The sequence below is a fragment of the Pseudoalteromonas sp. bablab_jr010 genome (assembly GCF_016464105.1).
In the GTDB taxonomy this organism is placed as follows: domain Bacteria; phylum Pseudomonadota; class Gammaproteobacteria; order Enterobacterales; family Alteromonadaceae; genus Pseudoalteromonas; species Pseudoalteromonas simplex.
This window is the reverse complement of sequence record NZ_JACDWV010000066.1, coordinates 271,647-288,197: the sequence shown is the minus strand read 5'-3', so window position 1 is coordinate 288,197 and position 16,551 is coordinate 271,647. Positions and strand designations below refer to the sequence as shown.

The 16,551-nt window shown below is 41.6% G+C and carries 22 protein-coding genes; 14 read left to right on the top strand and 8 right to left on the bottom strand.

Translation table 11 applies throughout. From position 1 onward, the window contains the following. The first annotated feature begins 84 nt into the window (after positions 1-84). The 6 genes from JIG37_RS05340 (at position 85) to JIG37_RS05315 (ending at position 4,785) form a co-directional block, all read left to right on the top strand. Positions 85-711 carry a fused MFS/spermidine synthase gene (locus JIG37_RS05340; RefSeq protein ID WP_054553353.1) on the top strand — a complete coding sequence of 209 codons (627 nt, stop codon included), beginning with the start codon at positions 85-87 and terminating at the stop codon, positions 709-711. Then, positions 696-1,586 carry a fused MFS/spermidine synthase gene (locus tag JIG37_RS05335; protein ID WP_199528862.1) on the top strand — a complete coding sequence of 297 codons (891 nt, stop codon included), beginning with the start codon at positions 696-698 and terminating at the stop codon, positions 1,584-1,586. Before JIG37_RS05340 ends, JIG37_RS05335 begins: the two co-directional genes overlap by 16 nt. Beyond that, positions 1,583-2,059 (top strand): TlpA disulfide reductase family protein, encoded by a 477-nt coding sequence (locus JIG37_RS05330; protein WP_082389267.1) that lies wholly within the window; start codon positions 1,583-1,585, stop codon positions 2,057-2,059. Before JIG37_RS05335 ends, JIG37_RS05330 begins: the two co-directional genes overlap by 4 nt. Positions 2,060-2,194: 135 nt before the next feature. After that, entirely contained in the window at positions 2,195-2,671 is a 477-nt protein-coding gene (locus JIG37_RS05325; RefSeq protein ID WP_199528861.1) for a MarR family transcriptional regulator, read from the top strand. A 4-nt stretch (positions 2,672-2,675) separates the two neighbouring features. Further along, positions 2,676-3,737, top strand: a complete 1,062-nt coding sequence (locus JIG37_RS05320) for an HlyD family secretion protein (RefSeq protein WP_138599758.1) — start codon at positions 2,676-2,678, stop codon at positions 3,735-3,737. Positions 3,738-3,750: 13 nt separating this feature from the next. After that, positions 3,751-4,785, top strand: coding sequence for a DUF2955 domain-containing protein (locus JIG37_RS05315; protein WP_138599757.1), 1,035 nt, complete (start codon positions 3,751-3,753; stop codon positions 4,783-4,785). Positions 4,786-4,801: 16 nt separating this feature from the next. On the opposite strand, the gene JIG37_RS05310 is transcribed toward JIG37_RS05315, so the two are convergent. Together JIG37_RS05310 and arfB are read right to left on the bottom strand one after the other, a co-directional pair. Further along, positions 4,802-5,122, bottom strand: coding sequence for a hypothetical protein (locus tag JIG37_RS05310; protein ID WP_138617196.1), 321 nt, complete (start codon positions 5,120-5,122; stop codon positions 4,802-4,804). A gap of 135 nt (positions 5,123-5,257) precedes the next feature. Then, complete coding sequence (gene arfB / locus JIG37_RS05305; RefSeq protein ID WP_138617194.1) at positions 5,258-5,671, bottom strand: alternative ribosome rescue aminoacyl-tRNA hydrolase ArfB; 414 nt, start codon at positions 5,669-5,671, stop codon at positions 5,258-5,260. Positions 5,672-5,783: 112 nt separating this feature from the next. Here arfB and JIG37_RS05300 point away from each other — a divergent pair, with 112 nt between their 5' ends. Then, positions 5,784-6,341 (top strand): short-chain dehydrogenase, encoded by a 558-nt coding sequence (locus tag JIG37_RS05300; RefSeq protein WP_199528860.1) that lies wholly within the window; start codon positions 5,784-5,786, stop codon positions 6,339-6,341. 45 nt (positions 6,342-6,386) lie between these two features. Here the strand turns inward: JIG37_RS05300 and JIG37_RS05295 are convergent, their stop codons facing one another. From JIG37_RS05295 to JIG37_RS05280, 4 genes are read right to left on the bottom strand one after another with little or no spacing between them, the layout of a single operon-like run. Beyond that, positions 6,387-7,121: a phytanoyl-CoA dioxygenase family protein gene (locus JIG37_RS05295; RefSeq protein WP_199528859.1), complete on the bottom strand. Its 735-nt coding sequence runs from the start codon at positions 7,119-7,121 to the stop codon at positions 6,387-6,389. Positions 7,122-7,124: 3 nt separating this feature from the next. Next, positions 7,125-7,706, bottom strand: coding sequence for a uracil-DNA glycosylase family protein (locus JIG37_RS05290; RefSeq protein ID WP_187489696.1), 582 nt, complete (start codon positions 7,704-7,706; stop codon positions 7,125-7,127). 19 nt (positions 7,707-7,725) lie between these two features. Next, entirely contained in the window at positions 7,726-8,088 is a 363-nt protein-coding gene (locus tag JIG37_RS05285) for a VOC family protein (RefSeq protein ID WP_054553363.1), read from the bottom strand. Positions 8,089-8,097: 9 nt separating this feature from the next. Then, on the bottom strand, positions 8,098-8,790 hold the full coding sequence (locus tag JIG37_RS05280; RefSeq protein WP_199528858.1) for an aspartate/glutamate racemase family protein: 693 nt from the start codon (positions 8,788-8,790) through the stop codon (positions 8,098-8,100). 200 nt (positions 8,791-8,990) lie between these two features. On the opposite strand from JIG37_RS05280, the gene JIG37_RS05275 reads away from it, so the two are divergent. Genes JIG37_RS05275 through JIG37_RS05265 form a run of 3 tightly spaced genes read left to right on the top strand, consistent with a single transcriptional unit; the run spans position 8,991 to position 11,265 of the window. After that, positions 8,991-9,335, top strand: coding sequence for a hypothetical protein (locus JIG37_RS05275; RefSeq protein ID WP_206769705.1), 345 nt, complete (start codon positions 8,991-8,993; stop codon positions 9,333-9,335). Next, positions 9,332-10,933: a PepSY-associated TM helix domain-containing protein gene (locus tag JIG37_RS05270; RefSeq protein ID WP_199528857.1), complete on the top strand. Its 1,602-nt coding sequence runs from the start codon at positions 9,332-9,334 to the stop codon at positions 10,931-10,933. Before JIG37_RS05275 ends, JIG37_RS05270 begins: the two co-directional genes overlap by 4 nt. After that, on the top strand, positions 10,930-11,265 hold the full coding sequence (locus JIG37_RS05265) for a DUF3325 domain-containing protein (protein WP_054553366.1): 336 nt from the start codon (positions 10,930-10,932) through the stop codon (positions 11,263-11,265). Before JIG37_RS05270 ends, JIG37_RS05265 begins: the two co-directional genes overlap by 4 nt. Positions 11,266-11,477: 212 nt before the next feature. On the opposite strand, the gene JIG37_RS05260 is transcribed toward JIG37_RS05265, so the two are convergent. Continuing rightward, positions 11,478-12,011 (bottom strand): lipocalin family protein, encoded by a 534-nt coding sequence (locus JIG37_RS05260; protein ID WP_054553367.1) that lies wholly within the window; start codon positions 12,009-12,011, stop codon positions 11,478-11,480. Between the two features lie 104 nt (positions 12,012-12,115). Between JIG37_RS05260 and JIG37_RS05255 the strand changes: the two genes are divergently transcribed. From JIG37_RS05255 to ggt, 4 genes are all read left to right on the top strand, one after another. After that, positions 12,116-12,565 carry a YaiI/YqxD family protein gene (locus JIG37_RS05255; protein ID WP_138599750.1) on the top strand — a complete coding sequence of 150 codons (450 nt, stop codon included), beginning with the start codon at positions 12,116-12,118 and terminating at the stop codon, positions 12,563-12,565. Next, positions 12,562-13,104: a hypothetical protein gene (locus tag JIG37_RS05250; RefSeq protein WP_138599749.1), complete on the top strand. Its 543-nt coding sequence runs from the start codon at positions 12,562-12,564 to the stop codon at positions 13,102-13,104. Before JIG37_RS05255 ends, JIG37_RS05250 begins: the two co-directional genes overlap by 4 nt. A gap of 119 nt (positions 13,105-13,223) precedes the next feature. After that, complete coding sequence (locus JIG37_RS05245; RefSeq protein ID WP_138599748.1) at positions 13,224-14,036, top strand: transporter substrate-binding domain-containing protein; 813 nt, start codon at positions 13,224-13,226, stop codon at positions 14,034-14,036. Positions 14,037-14,173: 137 nt separating this feature from the next. Beyond that, entirely contained in the window at positions 14,174-15,871 is a 1,698-nt protein-coding gene (gene ggt / locus JIG37_RS05240; RefSeq protein ID WP_199528856.1) for a gamma-glutamyltransferase, read from the top strand. Positions 15,872-15,880: 9 nt separating this feature from the next. Here the strand turns inward: ggt and JIG37_RS05235 are convergent, their stop codons facing one another. Further along, a complete protein-coding gene (locus tag JIG37_RS05235; RefSeq protein ID WP_199528855.1) occupies positions 15,881-16,543 on the bottom strand; it encodes a class I SAM-dependent methyltransferase in 663 nt (220 codons plus the stop codon). Positions 16,544-16,551 lie beyond the last annotated feature (8 nt).

The following is a 16,551-nucleotide window of genomic DNA, read 5'->3' as shown; positions in this document are numbered from 1 at the left end:
TTTACAGCCTAAAAAACAGTCATGGCATCCTTATCTGCATCAGGTTAAGATGGGTAAAATAACAACAAAATCAGCAGGTGTTTAATGAATAAAATCAATGCGCTTATCTACTTTTTAGCCTTTAGTAGTGGCTTTTGTATTATGGGAATTGAGCTTTTAGGCGGACGAATTTTAGCGCCATATTTTGGTAGTAGTGTGCATATATGGGGCAGTATTATCACCGTCTTTATGTTGAGCTTATCTATCGGCTATTTACTTGGCGGCAAGCTCTCTACTCGCAATCCTTCGTTAACTAAATATGGACTCATTTTCTTTGTAGCAAGCATTATGGTGGTGCCAATTGTATTGTTTGCTGAGCCAATTATGACCTTTATTTTCACCCATATTGAAGACAGTCGCTACGGCTCGTTATTGGCATCAACGGCGTTGTTTTTTATTCCTACAACAATACTCGGCATGATCTCACCTTACTCAGTGCGATTATTGGTTACCGATCATGAAAAAAGTGGCCAGGTTGCCGGTGGTTTGTATTTTGTGAGCACCCTAGGAAGCGCCCTTGGCACGATTATTACCTCTTTTTATATGGTGCTAGCGTTTGATGTTAACGACATCATTAAAACCTTTGCAGCGGTATTAGGTGCGCTTGGTTTGCTTGCAATTGTTGTTAGTCAAATTAAAACAAAGGAGCGTGCTGTATGTTTAGAATCTTAATGCTTTGTTTGATCATGACCCTGCCCTTTAGCAGTTTGGCAGAAGTAATCCATAAAGAGCGCTCGCTTTATCGCAATATTTTAGTGGAGAAGTCTGGCGATTTACTATGCTTAAAATTCAACGAAAAAACACGTAAAAGTACGCAAAGCTGTATGTATGAGAGTAAGCCTAAAAAGCTGGTGTTTAATTACACCAAAATGACGTTCGCAAGCTTACTATTTATTGATAACCCTCAAAATGTACTGATCATAGGTTTAGGGGGAGGTTCACTCTCTAATACCATTCATGAGCTTTACCCGAGTGCTCATATCGAAAATGTCGAAATTGATCCTGCGGTGATAAAAGTTGCCCGCGATTATTTTAACTTTATAGAAACCGATAACGTAACGTCTAAGGTGCAAGATGGGCGTATTTTCATTAAGCGCGCCGCACTTAAAAAACAAAAGTACGATTGGATTATTCTTGATGCCTTTAATGGCGATTATATCCCTGAACATCTACTCACTAAGGAATTTTTTGCAGAAGTAAAAAGTGTTTTAGCTGATGGCGGAATTGTCGCTGCAAATACCTTTTCATCAAGCAAGTTATACCAGCATGAGTCGGCAACTTACTTCGATGTGTTTGGTGACTTTGTGAATGTTGTGACCGATGAAAACTCTAATCGTATTATTTTAGCTGGCTTCGAGACTATGCCTAGCCAGCAACAGTTAACTGAGCGCGCCAACAAGCTAGCAAGTAAGTTAAGCCCTTACGACGTTGATTTGCAGTTACTCAGCGAGCATTTGTTTTATACTAAGGGTAATCAAGATTGGCCAGCGGATACCAAGGTGCTCACTGACCAATATTCACCAGCGAACTTGTTAAATTATCAATGATCAAATACGCCTTAATTGCATTTCTTTTCATTACGAGCTCTGCTGCTAAGGCAGAGCGTCTTTCGAGCCCTCCTTTAGCTGCCAGCCAGCAGCAATTGTCTAAACTACTGAATCAATACAAAGGGCAAGTCGTGTTACTCGATTTCTGGGCGTCTTGGTGCAGCCCGTGTCGACGGTCGTTTCCTTGGTTTATAGCCATGCAGAGCAAGTATCAACAGCAAGGGCTTAAAGTGATTGCTGTAAACATTGATGTTGAGCGTAGTGATGCCGATGCTTTTTTAACTGAGTTTGCAGTGAACTTTAATATTATTTACGACCCAGACGCTGTTATTGGCAAGCAATATCAACTCAAAGGGATGCCGAGCAGCTTTTTAATCGATAAAGAAGGCATAGTACGGTTCCAACACACAGGTTTTGTTGCTGATAAATTAGACCTCTATGAAAGTCATATCAAAGAGTTAATCGCTAAATAGTGTTATCTAGCAGATAACTTTTGCAGTTGTTCGCTTTTATCGAACAAAGCTATCTATTTTATTAATTGCACTAATATTTACTTAGCATGCTAACTACACTAAAATACTTAGCATGCTAAGTAAATGGAGCGCATCATGTCTTCCACTCCCCCTTTTCACGAAACTCTTGATTTAACATTATGCGGCAGTATGGGCCGTGTGCATCGTTTATGTCGCGATGCTGTCACTTTGGCGGTTGAGCCTTTGGGGCTTACTCAATCTCGCTGGACCGCGATGATGCACCTGTTTCATCTAAACCAAGGTTGTACACAACAAGAGTTAGCAAATAGCTTAGGCATTGAAATGCCTTCACTCACTCGTACGATTAAGCAGCTTGAGCAACAAGAGATTATTGCTCGCAAAGCTGACGCTGAAGATAAACGCAGTAAACGTCTGTACTTCACTGAGCAAGGTCTACAATTGTTAGACACATTGCAGGTGATTATTGCCGATGTGAAACAGCATCTTTATGCCGACTTAACCACTGAGCAACTCGATACCATGGCGCATGGTTTAATTCAGATGGAACTGAATGCTCGTCAGTGTATCCGTCATTATTCAGGAGATAAGTAACGTTATGACACCAGATCAAAAATTTGCCCGTTACGTAAAAATCTCTTTAGCGGGTTTTATTGTTTTATTTTTATATTTTGTGATTGCCGATTTGTATATGCCTGTCACACCGCAGGCCCGTGTGTATCATCCGGTTGTACAAGTGACCCCGCAGGTAAGTGGTCGCGTGACTGACGTACTTGTCACCAATAATCAAGCTGTCGAAAAACAGCAAGCCTTGTTTAAGATTAACGACGAGCCTTTTGAGCTTGCCGTGCAACAAGCTGAACTTGCATATGATGATGCAAAACTACAAAACCAACGTTTAGATAGCAGTGTGAAGGCAATAGAAGCACAGCTTGCAGCTGCTCAAGCTAAGCTGCATGAGCAAACATTACTGTTTGAACGCGGTGAGTCGCTATTGAAAAAGCGCTCTATTTCAGAGCAAGAGTACGAAACAATTAATGCGAACTATCAATCAAGCAAAGCGAATGTAGCTGCAATTGAAGCCCAGCTTAGCGAGGCTAAATTAGCGCGCGGTAAAATAGGGGATGACAATTTAGCGCTTCGTCATGCTCAAAACCAGCTTGAACAAGCGAAACTAAACCTGTCGTACACCACAGTGACAGCCGATACCGACGGTAAAACAGCAAACTTACAGGTAACACCGGGTACTTATGCTAATAAGGGCCAACCGTTAATGGCGATAGTTGCTAATAAAGCTGATTTAGTGGCTGATTTTCGTGAAAAGTCTTTAGTTCACGTGCAAATTGGTAGTACTGCAAAAGTCAGCTTTGATGCGCTACCGGGCAAAGTGTTTACAGGCAAAATTGTTAGTTTTGAAGCGGGTGTGAGTGATGGCCAGCTTAATGCTAACGGTTTACTCAGTGCCACTGAAAGCAGCAACCGTTGGGTACGAGATGCACAGCGTCAACGTATCCATATTCAGCTAGATGAACACCAGATGCTGGCAAAATTTCCAAGTGGTGCGCGTGCAACTGTGCAACTTCTGCCTGACTCAAGCATTGGTAGCTGGTTTGCAAGCATGCAAATTCGCTTCATTAGTGTTCTGCACTTTATTTACTAAAGCTGGGTGAGTTATGTCAGTATTGCAACTCGATGGTAATGGCTTGCGCCAAGCGCTACGTATTGCCACGGGCTCAGCACTAGGGTTTACACTGGCAAAATTGATGAACTGGCCTAATGGCATCTTTTTTACTGTTTACCCTATGCTATTGCTCGGTTTAGTGCCTGTGCTTAACATGCATATTATTCGTCAGTTTTATGCAGGCGCGGTGTTCAGTGCGCTGTTCGTATTGGTTGTACAAGGTTTGTTTTCACACCTGCCTGTTGTTATGACAATGATGTGCTTTATCGCATTTGCTTTTTTGTTTTATCAAATGAGCCGTGGCGCTAATTTTTTATTTGGCGCCACAACGGTGGTGAGTTTGTCTATTCAATTGCACTTTTCGACCTACACTGGCAGTGGAGTGAGTATTTATCCGTTGATCATTAGTAACGCTGTTGCCGTTGTGGTCACAGTGGTGTTCTCGATGCTAATGCATGGTTTATTTCCTGATGTAGCACCACGCCAAGGTCGGGTAATGCCAGAAAAAGCAAAAGAAAGTGTGCGTCATGAAGTATTACTTTGCTCAACTGTAGCTACCTTGTCATTCGTTGTTTTTCAGGTCTTTGATTTACAAGATTCAATCTCTGCTCAAGCGGCCTCGGTACTGATATTGTTTTCGTTGTGCTGGAAAGCGGCAGGTATGGCGGCATGGCAACGTGCTATAGGCACCTTAATTGGTTGTAACTTAGCGTTAGTGGCACAGTTATTTTTGTATAACCATACCGATATTTTAATATTTCCTGCGTTAATTCTGTGGATTTTGACCTTTATCTTTAGTCGTTATCACATAATTGGTGGCGGTATTCCGGGTGTTGGTTTTGGTATTATCACCACATTTGGTATTTTGTTTGGCCAGTCATTAGGGCCGGGGCAAGATCTGGTTTACAGCGCGCTGTATCGTTTTTCGTCGGTATCTGTGGCAATACTATTGAGCTTGTGTGCGGTGTATATAATGCATCACATCTTAAATCGCTTTGAAATGACAAGGCATCACACGTTTGAGTAAAGATTAAAAAAGGGAGTTAATCAGAACTCCCTTTTTTATTGTTATTTGATTCGAAAATGGTCGGTAAAGACTTTAATAAATCATCTTGTTTTTTTACGACACTCTGTACGCAGGTTTTTGAGGCGACATCTGCAACCCAAGCGCCCCATTGTGAACTACCTGGTTCTTCACCTGGAGTTGCCCACCATCTGGCTTTATAAAGAATTTCGTTGTAACAGGTTTCACTACCTTGCGGATACGCGTTACCGGCTTGCCATGAATCTACAGCAAAACTCGACATAGGCAAAGCTGACAGCGTTATCATTGCTGCAGCAACAATGCGTGATTTCTGGCCCATACGCGGCTCCTTCATTAATGGTGAGATTGTATGACTATTATAGACGCGGCAGGATTAACCATCAATTAACTTTGTTAACAAGTTACACTTCTTTACAGTTCTGCTTATTTTTGACACGATCTTCTGATGTGAAAGTTAGAATTTTACATTTTTTCTTAATACTTTTGTTTGTCCTCTTTTCGTTTTAGAGTCCATGCGTTTTCTCTGAGAGCTTTTGCTTGGTTTTGTCGCTCTTCGCGCCTTTTGTACTTGAGTGGCATTAAGAATTAATTCTTTCAAACGATTAAGCGCATCCTCTTTGTTCATCTCTTGCGTGCGATGACTTTGCGACTTAATAACAATAACGCCCTCTTTGGTAATTCGAGAATCATTCAAATTAAGTAAACGTTGTTTGTAAAAGTCAGGTAACTTTGAGCGTTTAATATCAAAGCGAAGGTGAATAGCTGTGGCCACTTTGTTGACATTCTGCCCGCCCGCGCCTTGCGAGCGGATCGCACTAAAGTCGAGTTCCCATTCATCAATTGTGACGGTATTAGAAATAATTAACATCAGGTTCAGTTAGCTATGGTAAAAAAGGTATTGTAACATTTGTAATTGGCTAAACATAATAGCTCGACTATTTGCGCCGGTTGCTAACCATTTTGAAAGAAAGGAGATCACGATGAAAGCACTACTTATTTCTATGAGTCTACTTGCGATGAGTTTTTCTAGCTTCGCAGAAGATATTTCTGAAAATCAGCTACAGCGTTACATTAAAGCCCTTCCTGCAGTCTTTAATTGGTCACAAAGCCAATCTGAGTTAGATACTGTAAACCTTGGTGGTATGCTAGGTAGTTCTGATGGTGTTGATAGTTCGTCAGTGATGTCAGCATTAGGTCACATCAAAGAGCATGAGCTTTATACTGAGTTTGCAGCCCTTACCAAACAATATGGTTTCACACCTGAGCAGTTAGTTACTGTTGGTACAGAGGTATCAATGGCGTATTTAGAAAACCTTAAAGCGGGTATGTCTGAAGAGAACAAGCAGCGTGTAAACCAAGCAATGAGTGGTTTACAAAGCCTTACAGCATCATCATCTGATGCGGGTACTCGCTCAATGGCTGGTGCTTTAGAAGGTATTAAAGCAAGTACTGCAACAGCAGATGTTAGCGAAAATAACGTTAACTTAGTTAAGCAGTATATGCCGCAGTTAAAAGAATTGTTCGCAATGTTGCAGTAACTGCAAAACGAAAAGAAAGCGGCTAGGTAGCCGCTTTTTTTACGCTTACTCGAATACCACAGCGTTTTTTAGATGCAGCTTTTGTTCTGCAGTTGGTAAAAATCCAGTTTGTACAAACTCGCTAAGGCTTGGATGACGTTCAAAGTATAAAATATCAAGGGCGAAACGATTCATGCCGTACAAGCCCCGATGGATCATGTTTGCCGAAAATATCAGTAAGTCACCTTTTTTGAGTACCACACTTTTACCGCGAGTCAGTGAGTCACTATTTCGAGCGCCCTGCTGTTCTAATCTAACTGTTAACTCTTCATCTGAATCCCAGTTTTTATGGCTACCCGGTATTAGTTCTATTCCTGGTTCATCTTCAAAAGCAACGCGGCAATGTAGTACTTCAGGGCCGTTAAGAGCTACTTTTTGCGCATCAAGCTCTAAGTGATACTGCATATCTCGATGCCAATAGTTAGCTTGTTTGGGATTGTATGGGTTAAAGAATAGTTGAGTATTCATAAACTGAGGACCAGCAACAATACCTTTAACCTGTTTCAATAGTGTGTTGGCGCTGACAAACTTAAAAAGAGTAAACTTTTCCTCAGCACTTAAACATGCAGCGCCAGTCAAACCTGAGCTATTAATACCTCTAGATTGATAAAAAGATTGGTTTTCTTGCAACCAGTGTTGATGAAATTTATCGATAATTGGCCTTACTTTACTAAGCTCACTCTCTGTGTAAAGCCCCTTTACATGGTAGTAGCCGTTTTCAGCAAAAAAGTTATTTTTCATTTTCTACCTTGCTAAAATTGCACGCATTTTACTATTAAGCTCAGGCAATACTTGTTGCTCAAACCACGGATTTTTCTTTAGCCAGATATTATTGCGAGGGCTTGGGTGAGGAAGTGGCAAGTAATTTGGCCAATATTCACGCCACGATTTTACTAACTCAGTTAAGGGCAGCTGCTTAGTGTGGGGTAAATGATATGCCTGCGCGTATTTACCTAAGATAATGGTGAGCTCAATATTATTTAGTTGCGCTAAGAGCTTTTCACGCCATGCAGTCGCGCACTCTTTTCTTGGCGGTAAATCACCTGATTTTCCTTTGCCCGGGTAACAAAAGCCCATCGGCAAGATAGCAAAATTGTGGTCATCGTAAAACTCATCACTCGTAACACCAAGCCAAGAGCGAAGCCTTTGCCCGCTTGCATCATTAAAAGGTTTGCCACTTTCATGCACTTTAATCCCCGGCGCTTGACCGGCAATTAAAATACGAGCCTGTGGATTAAACTGAATAACGGGCCGCGCTCCGAGTGGTAAATGAGGTTCGCAGATCACGCATTTACTAACTTGTTCTAATAATGATTGAGTACTCATGAGTTAGTAAAAATATGATCTATGCTTGTTTTGACCAAACTGCTAACTCGTTACCACTTGGCTCTGTGAAGTGAAACCGACAGCCTCCAGGAAAATCAAACAAGGGCTTAATAATTGTTCCACCATGTTTTTCTACCTGCGCTTGCGTCTCTTTAATATTATTTGAATAAAGCACCAGTAGCGCGCCGCCATTATTGGTTAAGCTAGCTAATGGGGCTTGATAAAACCCGCCATCAAGCCCCGCAGATTCAGCGCTAAAGGCCGTGTATTCAGGGCCATAGTCGGTAAATTGCCATTTAAAAACCTGATGAAAAAATGCTTTTGTTGCGGCTAAATCTTTAGCAGCAAATTCAACATAATTTAGGCTATGGTGGTTCGACATGGTAAGCTCCTAATTTAAACTATTCTCAAGCGCCATCGCGCAGTGAAGAGCAGTACTATCAAGTAATGGAATCGATGTATCTGCTTGTTGAACTAATAAGGCTATTTCGGTGCAACCAAGAATAATGGCTTCAGCACCTTGCTGAGTTAGATTATCAATAATGGTTAAATACTCGGCTTTAGATTCTTCCTTGATAACGCCTTTACATAGTTCATCATAAATCACACGATGCACTGTTTCACGCCCCTGTGCATCAGGGATTAATACGTCTATGGCGAATTTATCTGCTAAACGCTGCTTGTAAAAGTCTTGTTCCATAGTGAATTGGGTGCCCAACAAAGCCACTTTTTTAAAGCTATGCTGGATCAGGTTTTCACCAACTGCATCTGCAATGTGTAATAAAGGAATTGTAACCGCAGCTTGTACTTGCTCAGCTAGTTTATGCATCGTGTTGGTACAAATTAATAAATAATCCGCGCCCGCGGCTTCAACTTGCTTAGCGGCCTTAATGAGTATCTCGGCCATCTGTGGCCAATCTTGTTGCTGTTGAAGCATAGCTATTTCGGCAAAATCGAGGCTAACGAGTACTATCTTGGCACTATGCAGCCCCCCAAGTTTGTTTTTAATGCCTTGATTTAAAAGCTGGTAGTAACTTTGTGTAGACTCCCAACTCATGCCACCGATTAAGCCTATTGTTTTCATTGCAGCTCCCTTTTATTTACTTAACACCATATGATATTGCACAGAACAAAGCTAGCAGATCATTATTTTACTAACAGATCGACTTAGTTGGTTCAGTTTCACTATTTAATACGTGCATGCAAATGATAACTACTATCTTTTCTGTTTGTCGGAGATATAATACGGGGTTTTCTTCTCGTGTTATTTTTTAAGGGATTATCATGCATTCTCAATCATTAGATGCAGTGACGACCAATCGCCCTAAAAATACAGCTAAAAAGCGCTCTGTGAGCCTATCTTATCGTGTTGCTGTGTTTTTGCGTTTCGTTGCAGCCATCATTGGTGGTTACGCCTTTACCAGTGTGCTTATTTCATTACTAGCTGTGTTATTACCACTTAATAAACTCGACAGCGTGCTGTTAACCACGACTCTATCGGTATTTTTTTACTGTTGTGTGTTTATTTGGGTGTTTGCAGTTAAGTCTTTAAAGACTGTTTGGATCACTATTTTACTAACAACTGGTGGGCAATTACTGGCCCTTTCATTAATTAAGGGATGGTTATGAAAGAGAGCTTTTTCCGCTCAATGACTTGGCTTCATACCTGGGTTGGCTTACTAGTATGCTGGTTATTGTTCTTAATATTCTTTGCTGGCACCATCAGCTTTTTTAAAGATGAAATCACTATTTGGGCTAAACCCGAAACACACAATGTGCAGCATCAAGCACAACGGGTTCAGTCTCAAGCCGAGCAAATTAATTATGTGTTTGCGCAATTACAGCAACAGGCACCTAATTCATTATCTTGGCGGATAAACTTACCTGAGCCACGTAACCCTGTTTTAAGCTATGGGTTTGCTGAGCCTAAACAGCCAGGCCAGCGCCGAGCACCTTTCAACTACTCACATTTAGACCCTAATACCTTAGAGCAATTACCCGAACTTCGGGAAACTAAGGGGGGTAACTTTTTCTATCGCTTACACTTTGATTTACATTACATAGATGTATTTACTGCACGGATAATTGTTTGTTTAGCCTCATTATTTATGTTGGTAGCGCTTATAACAGGCATCGTGATCCACAAACGTATTTTTAAAGATATGTTTAGCTTCAGAGCAAACAAAGGTAGTCGAAGTTGGCTTGATGCACATAATGTTTCGTCAGTGCTGGCATTACCATTTCATATCATGATCACCTACACGGGTATTATTACACTGATTTTTATGCTGTTCCCCTACCCTGCCGAGACTGTATATGAAAATGGCTTAAGGCAAATGTTTGATGAGGCATTGCCTATTAATAAACGTGCAAAGCCCAGTGAAGAGCAGCGCCCTATGGTGGCAATCAAAGATGTGTTAGATCAGATTTATACTAAGTCACCGAATGCTGATATTAGCTACGTGTTTGTAAGAAATGCGAATACTGCTTCCTCACAAATCGTGGTTTATTTGGCAACCGGCAAAGAGGTTGTAGATAACGGACCACGCTACTTATTCAATGGTGTAACGGGCGAGCTTGAAGCGAGTTCTGGCGAAGATTGGAGCGCTTCGGCGCAGTTTTATGACTCAATGACGGCATTGCATAGCGGTCGTTTAGCCGAGCCGTTGCTGCGTTGGTTGTATTTTTTCTGTGGCGTAGCTGGCTGTGCCATGATCGCTACAGGCTGCATTATGTGGGCAAAACGCTTACGCGAGAGGCTCAAAGCAGAGCAAAAACCAAGCTTTGGTTTAAAGCTTGTTGAAAGTCTTAATTTAATAACTTTAATGGGCTTGCCGCTAGCAACTTCAGCGTTCTTCATTGCTAATCGTTTATTGCCTTTAGAGTTAGCTGGGCGTGCCGATAAAGAAATACTCGTGTTTTTCTTAACTTGGCTTGCGGTGGCGCTTTCGGCTGTGAGCAGTATAGAAAAACGCCATTGGCGCTATAATGCATGGCTCAATGCAATAGCTTGCTTTCTCGTGCCCGTGGTAAATGCACTGACAACAGATGGTAATTGGATCACGTATTTACTAACTAATCAATGGGCCTTATTCGGTGTTGATAGTGCGTTTATTTGTGCTGGCGTGTTGTTTTTACTACAAAGCAAAAAAATAGCTAGTCACACAGCTGTTATTAACAAGGCAAAACCAAGTAAAAATAGGGTGTTAAAGGAGCAACAAGGATGATGGAGTTACTGCAATTTAGTCTCTGCTTTTTAGGTTTTAATTGTTTTGCGCTGGCAAAATTCAATCATTTTCGTGATGTATTTAAAAAGAAATTAACCGAAAAACAACGAAATAGCTTTTTAGCCAGTGGCTGGATCAGTATTTTACTAAGTTTGGTACTTTGTGTGCTGTCTGATGCTGGGTACGGCGCATTGCTGTTTTGCGGCTATATGGCTTTAAGTGTGCTTATGCTCATGATTTTATACAGTTTTACTGTTTCATGGGTGAAGCATGTCAGTGTATTTACTATGTCTATTTTACTGTTGAGTGGCTTTTCGGTGATGATTTTGTAGTTTAGTTAGTAAAAAACTGATCTGATAGCAATTTGCAATAATGCTTAATTGAGCAAATTTGTTTAAAAAAATGGGTAGGCAATGCCTACCCTAGCAGGGGATTAAATTAGGGGATCACATGTTGCTTCAATTTAACGACGCTAAGTTTGCCTAGCATCCATTACAGTTGTGTTGCACATTCGTGATAGTTTAAAGACAGTTGTAAAGCCCCTTTACAAGCTATTATGGTCAACATAGATAAGTTCATCTGTTTTAAAGCCATATTCTTTTGCAGTGTTTATAAAGTCCTGCATTTGCTGTTTTGTCACGGTCGGTGTGCGCGACAAAAACCATAAATACTCTTTGTTATAACCTGTGATATAAGCGTATTGATAATTTTGCTTATCTAATTCAAACACCACGTAAGAGCTGTAAAATGGTCCAAAGAATGAGACTTCTAAGTGGCCTATGTTTTGTTCCTCTGCAAACTTCGCTTTACCTTCAGCTTGCTGCCATTCTTTATCTTCAGCGCTGTAACCCTTGTTGATAACCTTCACACTGCCATCTGGGTTAATTGAGTATTCGGCGGTAATGCCCTCAAGGCCGCGTTCAAATGAATGATCTAAACGTGCAATTTCGTACCATGTTCCTGTGTATCTGTTTAACTCAAAATTATCGACGGGTTTGATGTTGTCTGGCACGCCTGTACATGCAGATAAAATGACTGTGATACATAAAACCCCGATTAATTTTAATGATGTTTGCACGTTTTTACTCCCTTTAAAAATTAAACAAATTAATACGTTAATAGCACTAATTTAGTTCAATTACGGTAAACTATTAATGTCTAAAATTAAAGATTGAGAACAGCATGAAGATTTGGGTTGATGCAGACGCCTGCCCCGTCGTTATTAAAGAAATATTGTTTCGTGCCGCAGAGCGCACACAGACCTTTACCACATTAGTGGCGAACCATGCGATGCGAGTACCACCCTCAAAGTTTATTAGCCGTTTGCAGGTATCTTCGGGTTTTGATATTGCCGACAACGAAATCGTTAAACGTATTGAGCCGAATGATTTGGTGATCACCGGTGATATTCCCTTGGCTGCAGAAGTCATCGAAAAAGGCGCACAAGCGCTTAATCCGCGCGGTGAATTATATACGACCGAAAATATTCGCTCACGTTTAAACGTTCGTGATTTTATGGAAACAATGCGCTCAAGTGGTGTTGAAATGGCCGGTGGCCCACCGCCGTTAAGCCAAGCAGACCGCCAAAACTTTGCAAATAATCTTGATCGAATCCTAGCTAAACAGTTATGAGTGTCGTTAATAGTGCGCCACTGCAGGGTTTTGGTGATGATGCGTTTAAAGTCGCTGTTTATATAGAAAAGCGCCCGCCGATGCCTGCTTGGCAACAGCTTGATCATTTGCATGCAATGCAACCCGGCCAAATAAACGAAATAAACCAAGCATGTGGAAATGGTTGGCGCAAAGTTTTTAACGTGTATGGCAAAGTGCTGTTTGCACTACCAAGTGAATATTATGATTTTGCAAAAAGAGCATCTGATTGGCAGAGCTATCGCGATGAACAACTGCTGCAAGCACACAGCCAAACTACATTACTGTTTAGTCCGCCGATATTAGGCAAACCAGAGCAATTGCATATAATTGCAGGGCGAACACATGCTAAACAGCTTATAAATGACGGACTTTTGCATTGCCAATTAACTTGGCTTGATGATGAATTTGCTATTAGTAAATCAGATAAAGTGATTGTTTGCCCCTATTTTGATTATCGCCAGTTAAGTAATATTAAAATTGCACGACTTAGCCAGCTTGTTGCCGATATTTTTTCTTAGTTTCTAGTTTATTGCGTTATTGAGTTAGCAAACTAAGCTTTAAATACTGTAGAGCTTAATAGGAGTTTAGATGAAAACTCTGATCGAATTGTTAAAGTGTGAAAAATGGAGCTAAACCGATGTTTAAGCATTTACCAATAGTGAGTTTGTTTACAGCTAGCTCTGTTATGGCGAGTGCTGAACAATTGACTTTATATACTGAAGTGTTCCCACCCTATAATTTTGTGGAGCACAATCAGCTCACTGGTATTAACACCAAAATCATGGAATCTTTGTGCGAAAGAGCTAAGTTGAGCTGTACGTTTAGTGTATTGCCTTGGAAGCGCGCAATGTCACTAACCCTCGCCCAACCGAATGCAGGAATTTACTCTACTTCACGTACCGCAAAGCGAGAAACTCAATTTTACTGGGTTGGTCCTTTGGTATCTGGGCATTCATGTTTCTATCGCTTAAATGATCGAAACGACATTAAAGTAACGAGTACACAGTCGTTGCAAAACTACACCATTGGCGTATCTCGTGGTGATGTATATCAAACCGTTCTTGCTGATTTTAACCTTACTGAAGGCCAGCAATTTTTAACTTACTCAAAAAAGTTCGAAGAACTTAAAATGTTTAAGCAAGGCAAGCATGATTTACTGATTGGCTCCTCTCTCACTCTATCAACACAATTGATGAATGTAGGTATGAGCCCAGACCAAGTCACACCTGTATTTGAGTTAAAGCACCCTGCTTTAGTGGGTAATTATTTAGCACTTAACAAAAACACATCGCCGGAGGTAGTTACTAAGCTGCAACACGCCCTCGATACCATGAAGCAAGAAAACCTGATTGACCCTTTTGTTGATCAGTTTGTCGAAGAGGATAGGCACTCTCACGGCGAAGCATCCAAAGTATCAGAGCAGTGCTTAAATGGCTCTGCCATTTATTAAATTGGAGTGATTTTAGGTAAGTTAGCCGCTATTTTTCTTATTTTTGAAGTCAATCGCGATTTTTCGCGCTCGAACGCAAAGCCATTGCCTGATCTTAAATTGCTTTTTATAGTGACAAATAAAAAGGGCAAAAAATTATGAAACCAACTCCACTCTTCAAAAGCTTAGTGCTAGCAGTATGCTTAGGCACAGTAGGTGCTGCTCAAGCTTACGATCGTATCACAGGCCATAACTTTGCTAGTCGTTCTGAAGTCATCGCACAATCAGGGATGGTTGCTACATCACAGCCGTTAGCTACGCAAGTAGGCTTACAAGTTTTAAAAGACGGCGGTAATGCTATTGATGCGGCTATTGCGGCAAATGCAGTGCTAGGCCTAGTTGAACCAACAGGATGTGGAATTGGTGGCGATTTATTTGCCATTATTTGGGATAACAAAAGCAAGCAACTTTACGGTTTAAATGCCTCTGGTCGTTCACCACAAAGCTTGTCTTTTGAAACTTTAAAAGCACAAGGTGACTACATTCCTGCTTATGGGCCATTGCCTGTGTCGGTACCTGGTGCTGTAGATGGTTGGTTTGAGTTACATAAAAAGTTTGGCAAAACACCAATGAAAGCCTTACTGCAGCCTGCTATCGACTACGCTGAAAATGGCTTCCCTGTGTCTGAACTGATTGCCTATTACATGCAAAAAAGTGTGGCTGCGCGTGGTAAATACCCAGGCTTTAAAGATGTATATATGCCTGATGGGGCAATGCCAGAAAAAGGAGAGATCTTTAAGAACCCTGCCCTTGCAAACACCTATCGTAAAATTGCCAAAGGCGGCCGCGATGCTTTTTACAAAGGCGATATTGCTAAAGAAATAGGTCGCTACATGAAAGAAAACGGCGGCTATTTATCGTATGAAGATTTAGCTGCCCACCATAGTGAATGGGTTAAGCCTGTGAGAGCCGATTATAGAGGGTATACGCTTTGGGAGTTACCACCAAATGGCCAAGGTATTGCCGCACAGCAAATTCTTAATATTCTTGAAGGTTACGATATCAAAGCAATGGGTTTTGATAGCCCAGAATACGTACACACCTTTGTTGAAGCGAAAAAACTCGCGTTTGCAGATCGTGCAAAGTACTACGCCGATCCTGCGTTTAACACTATTCCCGTACAAACACTTATTTCGCAGCAATATGCTGATGAAAGGCGTAAACTGATAGACCCTAACAAAGCTGCAAAACGTGACCACGCAGGCCCAGTAGAAGGCGATACCATTTATATGACGACCGCCGACAAAGACGGTAACATGGTTTCGCTTATTCAAAGTAATTACCGCGGCATGGGCTCAGGTATGACACCTGCAAAATTAGGCTTTGTATTGCAAAACCGTGGCGAAATGTTTGCCCTTAAAAAAGGCCACATGAATCAATATGAGCCAGGCAAACGACCATTTCATACAATCATTCCTGCGTTTGTCACCAAAGATGGCAAGCCATATATGAGTTATGGCGTAATGGGCGGTGCCACACAGCCACAAATGCACGCTCAAATACTTATCAACATGATTGATTTTGGCATGAACCTGCAAGAAGCCGGTGATGCACCACGTATTCTGCACACAGGTTCATCGCAGCCAACCGGCGAGATCATGGAAGACGGTGGTTTTGTTAGCTTAGAGTCAGGTTTTTCGATGGAAACCCGCCGTGAGTTAATGAAAAAAGGCCACACCTTACAAGACGCGGTTGGCCCATACGGTGGTTATCAAGCAATATTGAAAGACCCAAAAACCGGCGTTTATTACGGCGCATCAGAAACCCGTAAAGACGGCCAAGCCGCGGGATATTAGGCTTAGGAGCTAACTCCCAACCACATATCCAGCAAAACTAAGCACTTTAAAGTACTGTTTAGGGGTGCTGAAGCGGGTTTCATTCATTAACTCTGCAAAACGAATTCGGTCTAATGGGTAAAACTCGTGCTCTAGGTTGTGGCGCATGCGTTCTACGCCGACTTCGGTTAAACCTAACTGCGTACACAGCTGTAGTTGAGATTCGCGCTCAAAAGCGGTTTCAGGGCGCATTAAATCGGCAATGTATAAGTTGCTCGATTTTTTAAGCTTGCTGTGAATCGCTTTTAACAGCGTTTTTTTATCGCCGTTATCTTCAACAAAGTGCATTACTAGTAAACACAGTGCGGCGTCACATTGAGTGTCGATGTCGTTGATATCACCGCAGTGAACTGTCACGCGATCGCTGATGTTATGCTGGCCAAACTGTTGCTCGGCAATATCGAGCATGTCTTGTGAAATGTCTTGAGCAATAAACTGCCAGCTTGGTTTTAGCGCCGCTAATTCGATGATTTCTTTACCAGTTCCGGCACCAACCACTAAAATGCGCGCATCATCGCTCAGCGTGGTTGCTAATTGTGCTGCGGTTGCTTGATGTAATAGTTCATAACCTGGAACTAGGCGCAAAATGCGTTCGTCGTAATGATTTGCTTCTTCGTGGTTAAAAGTAGGCATGCTAATCC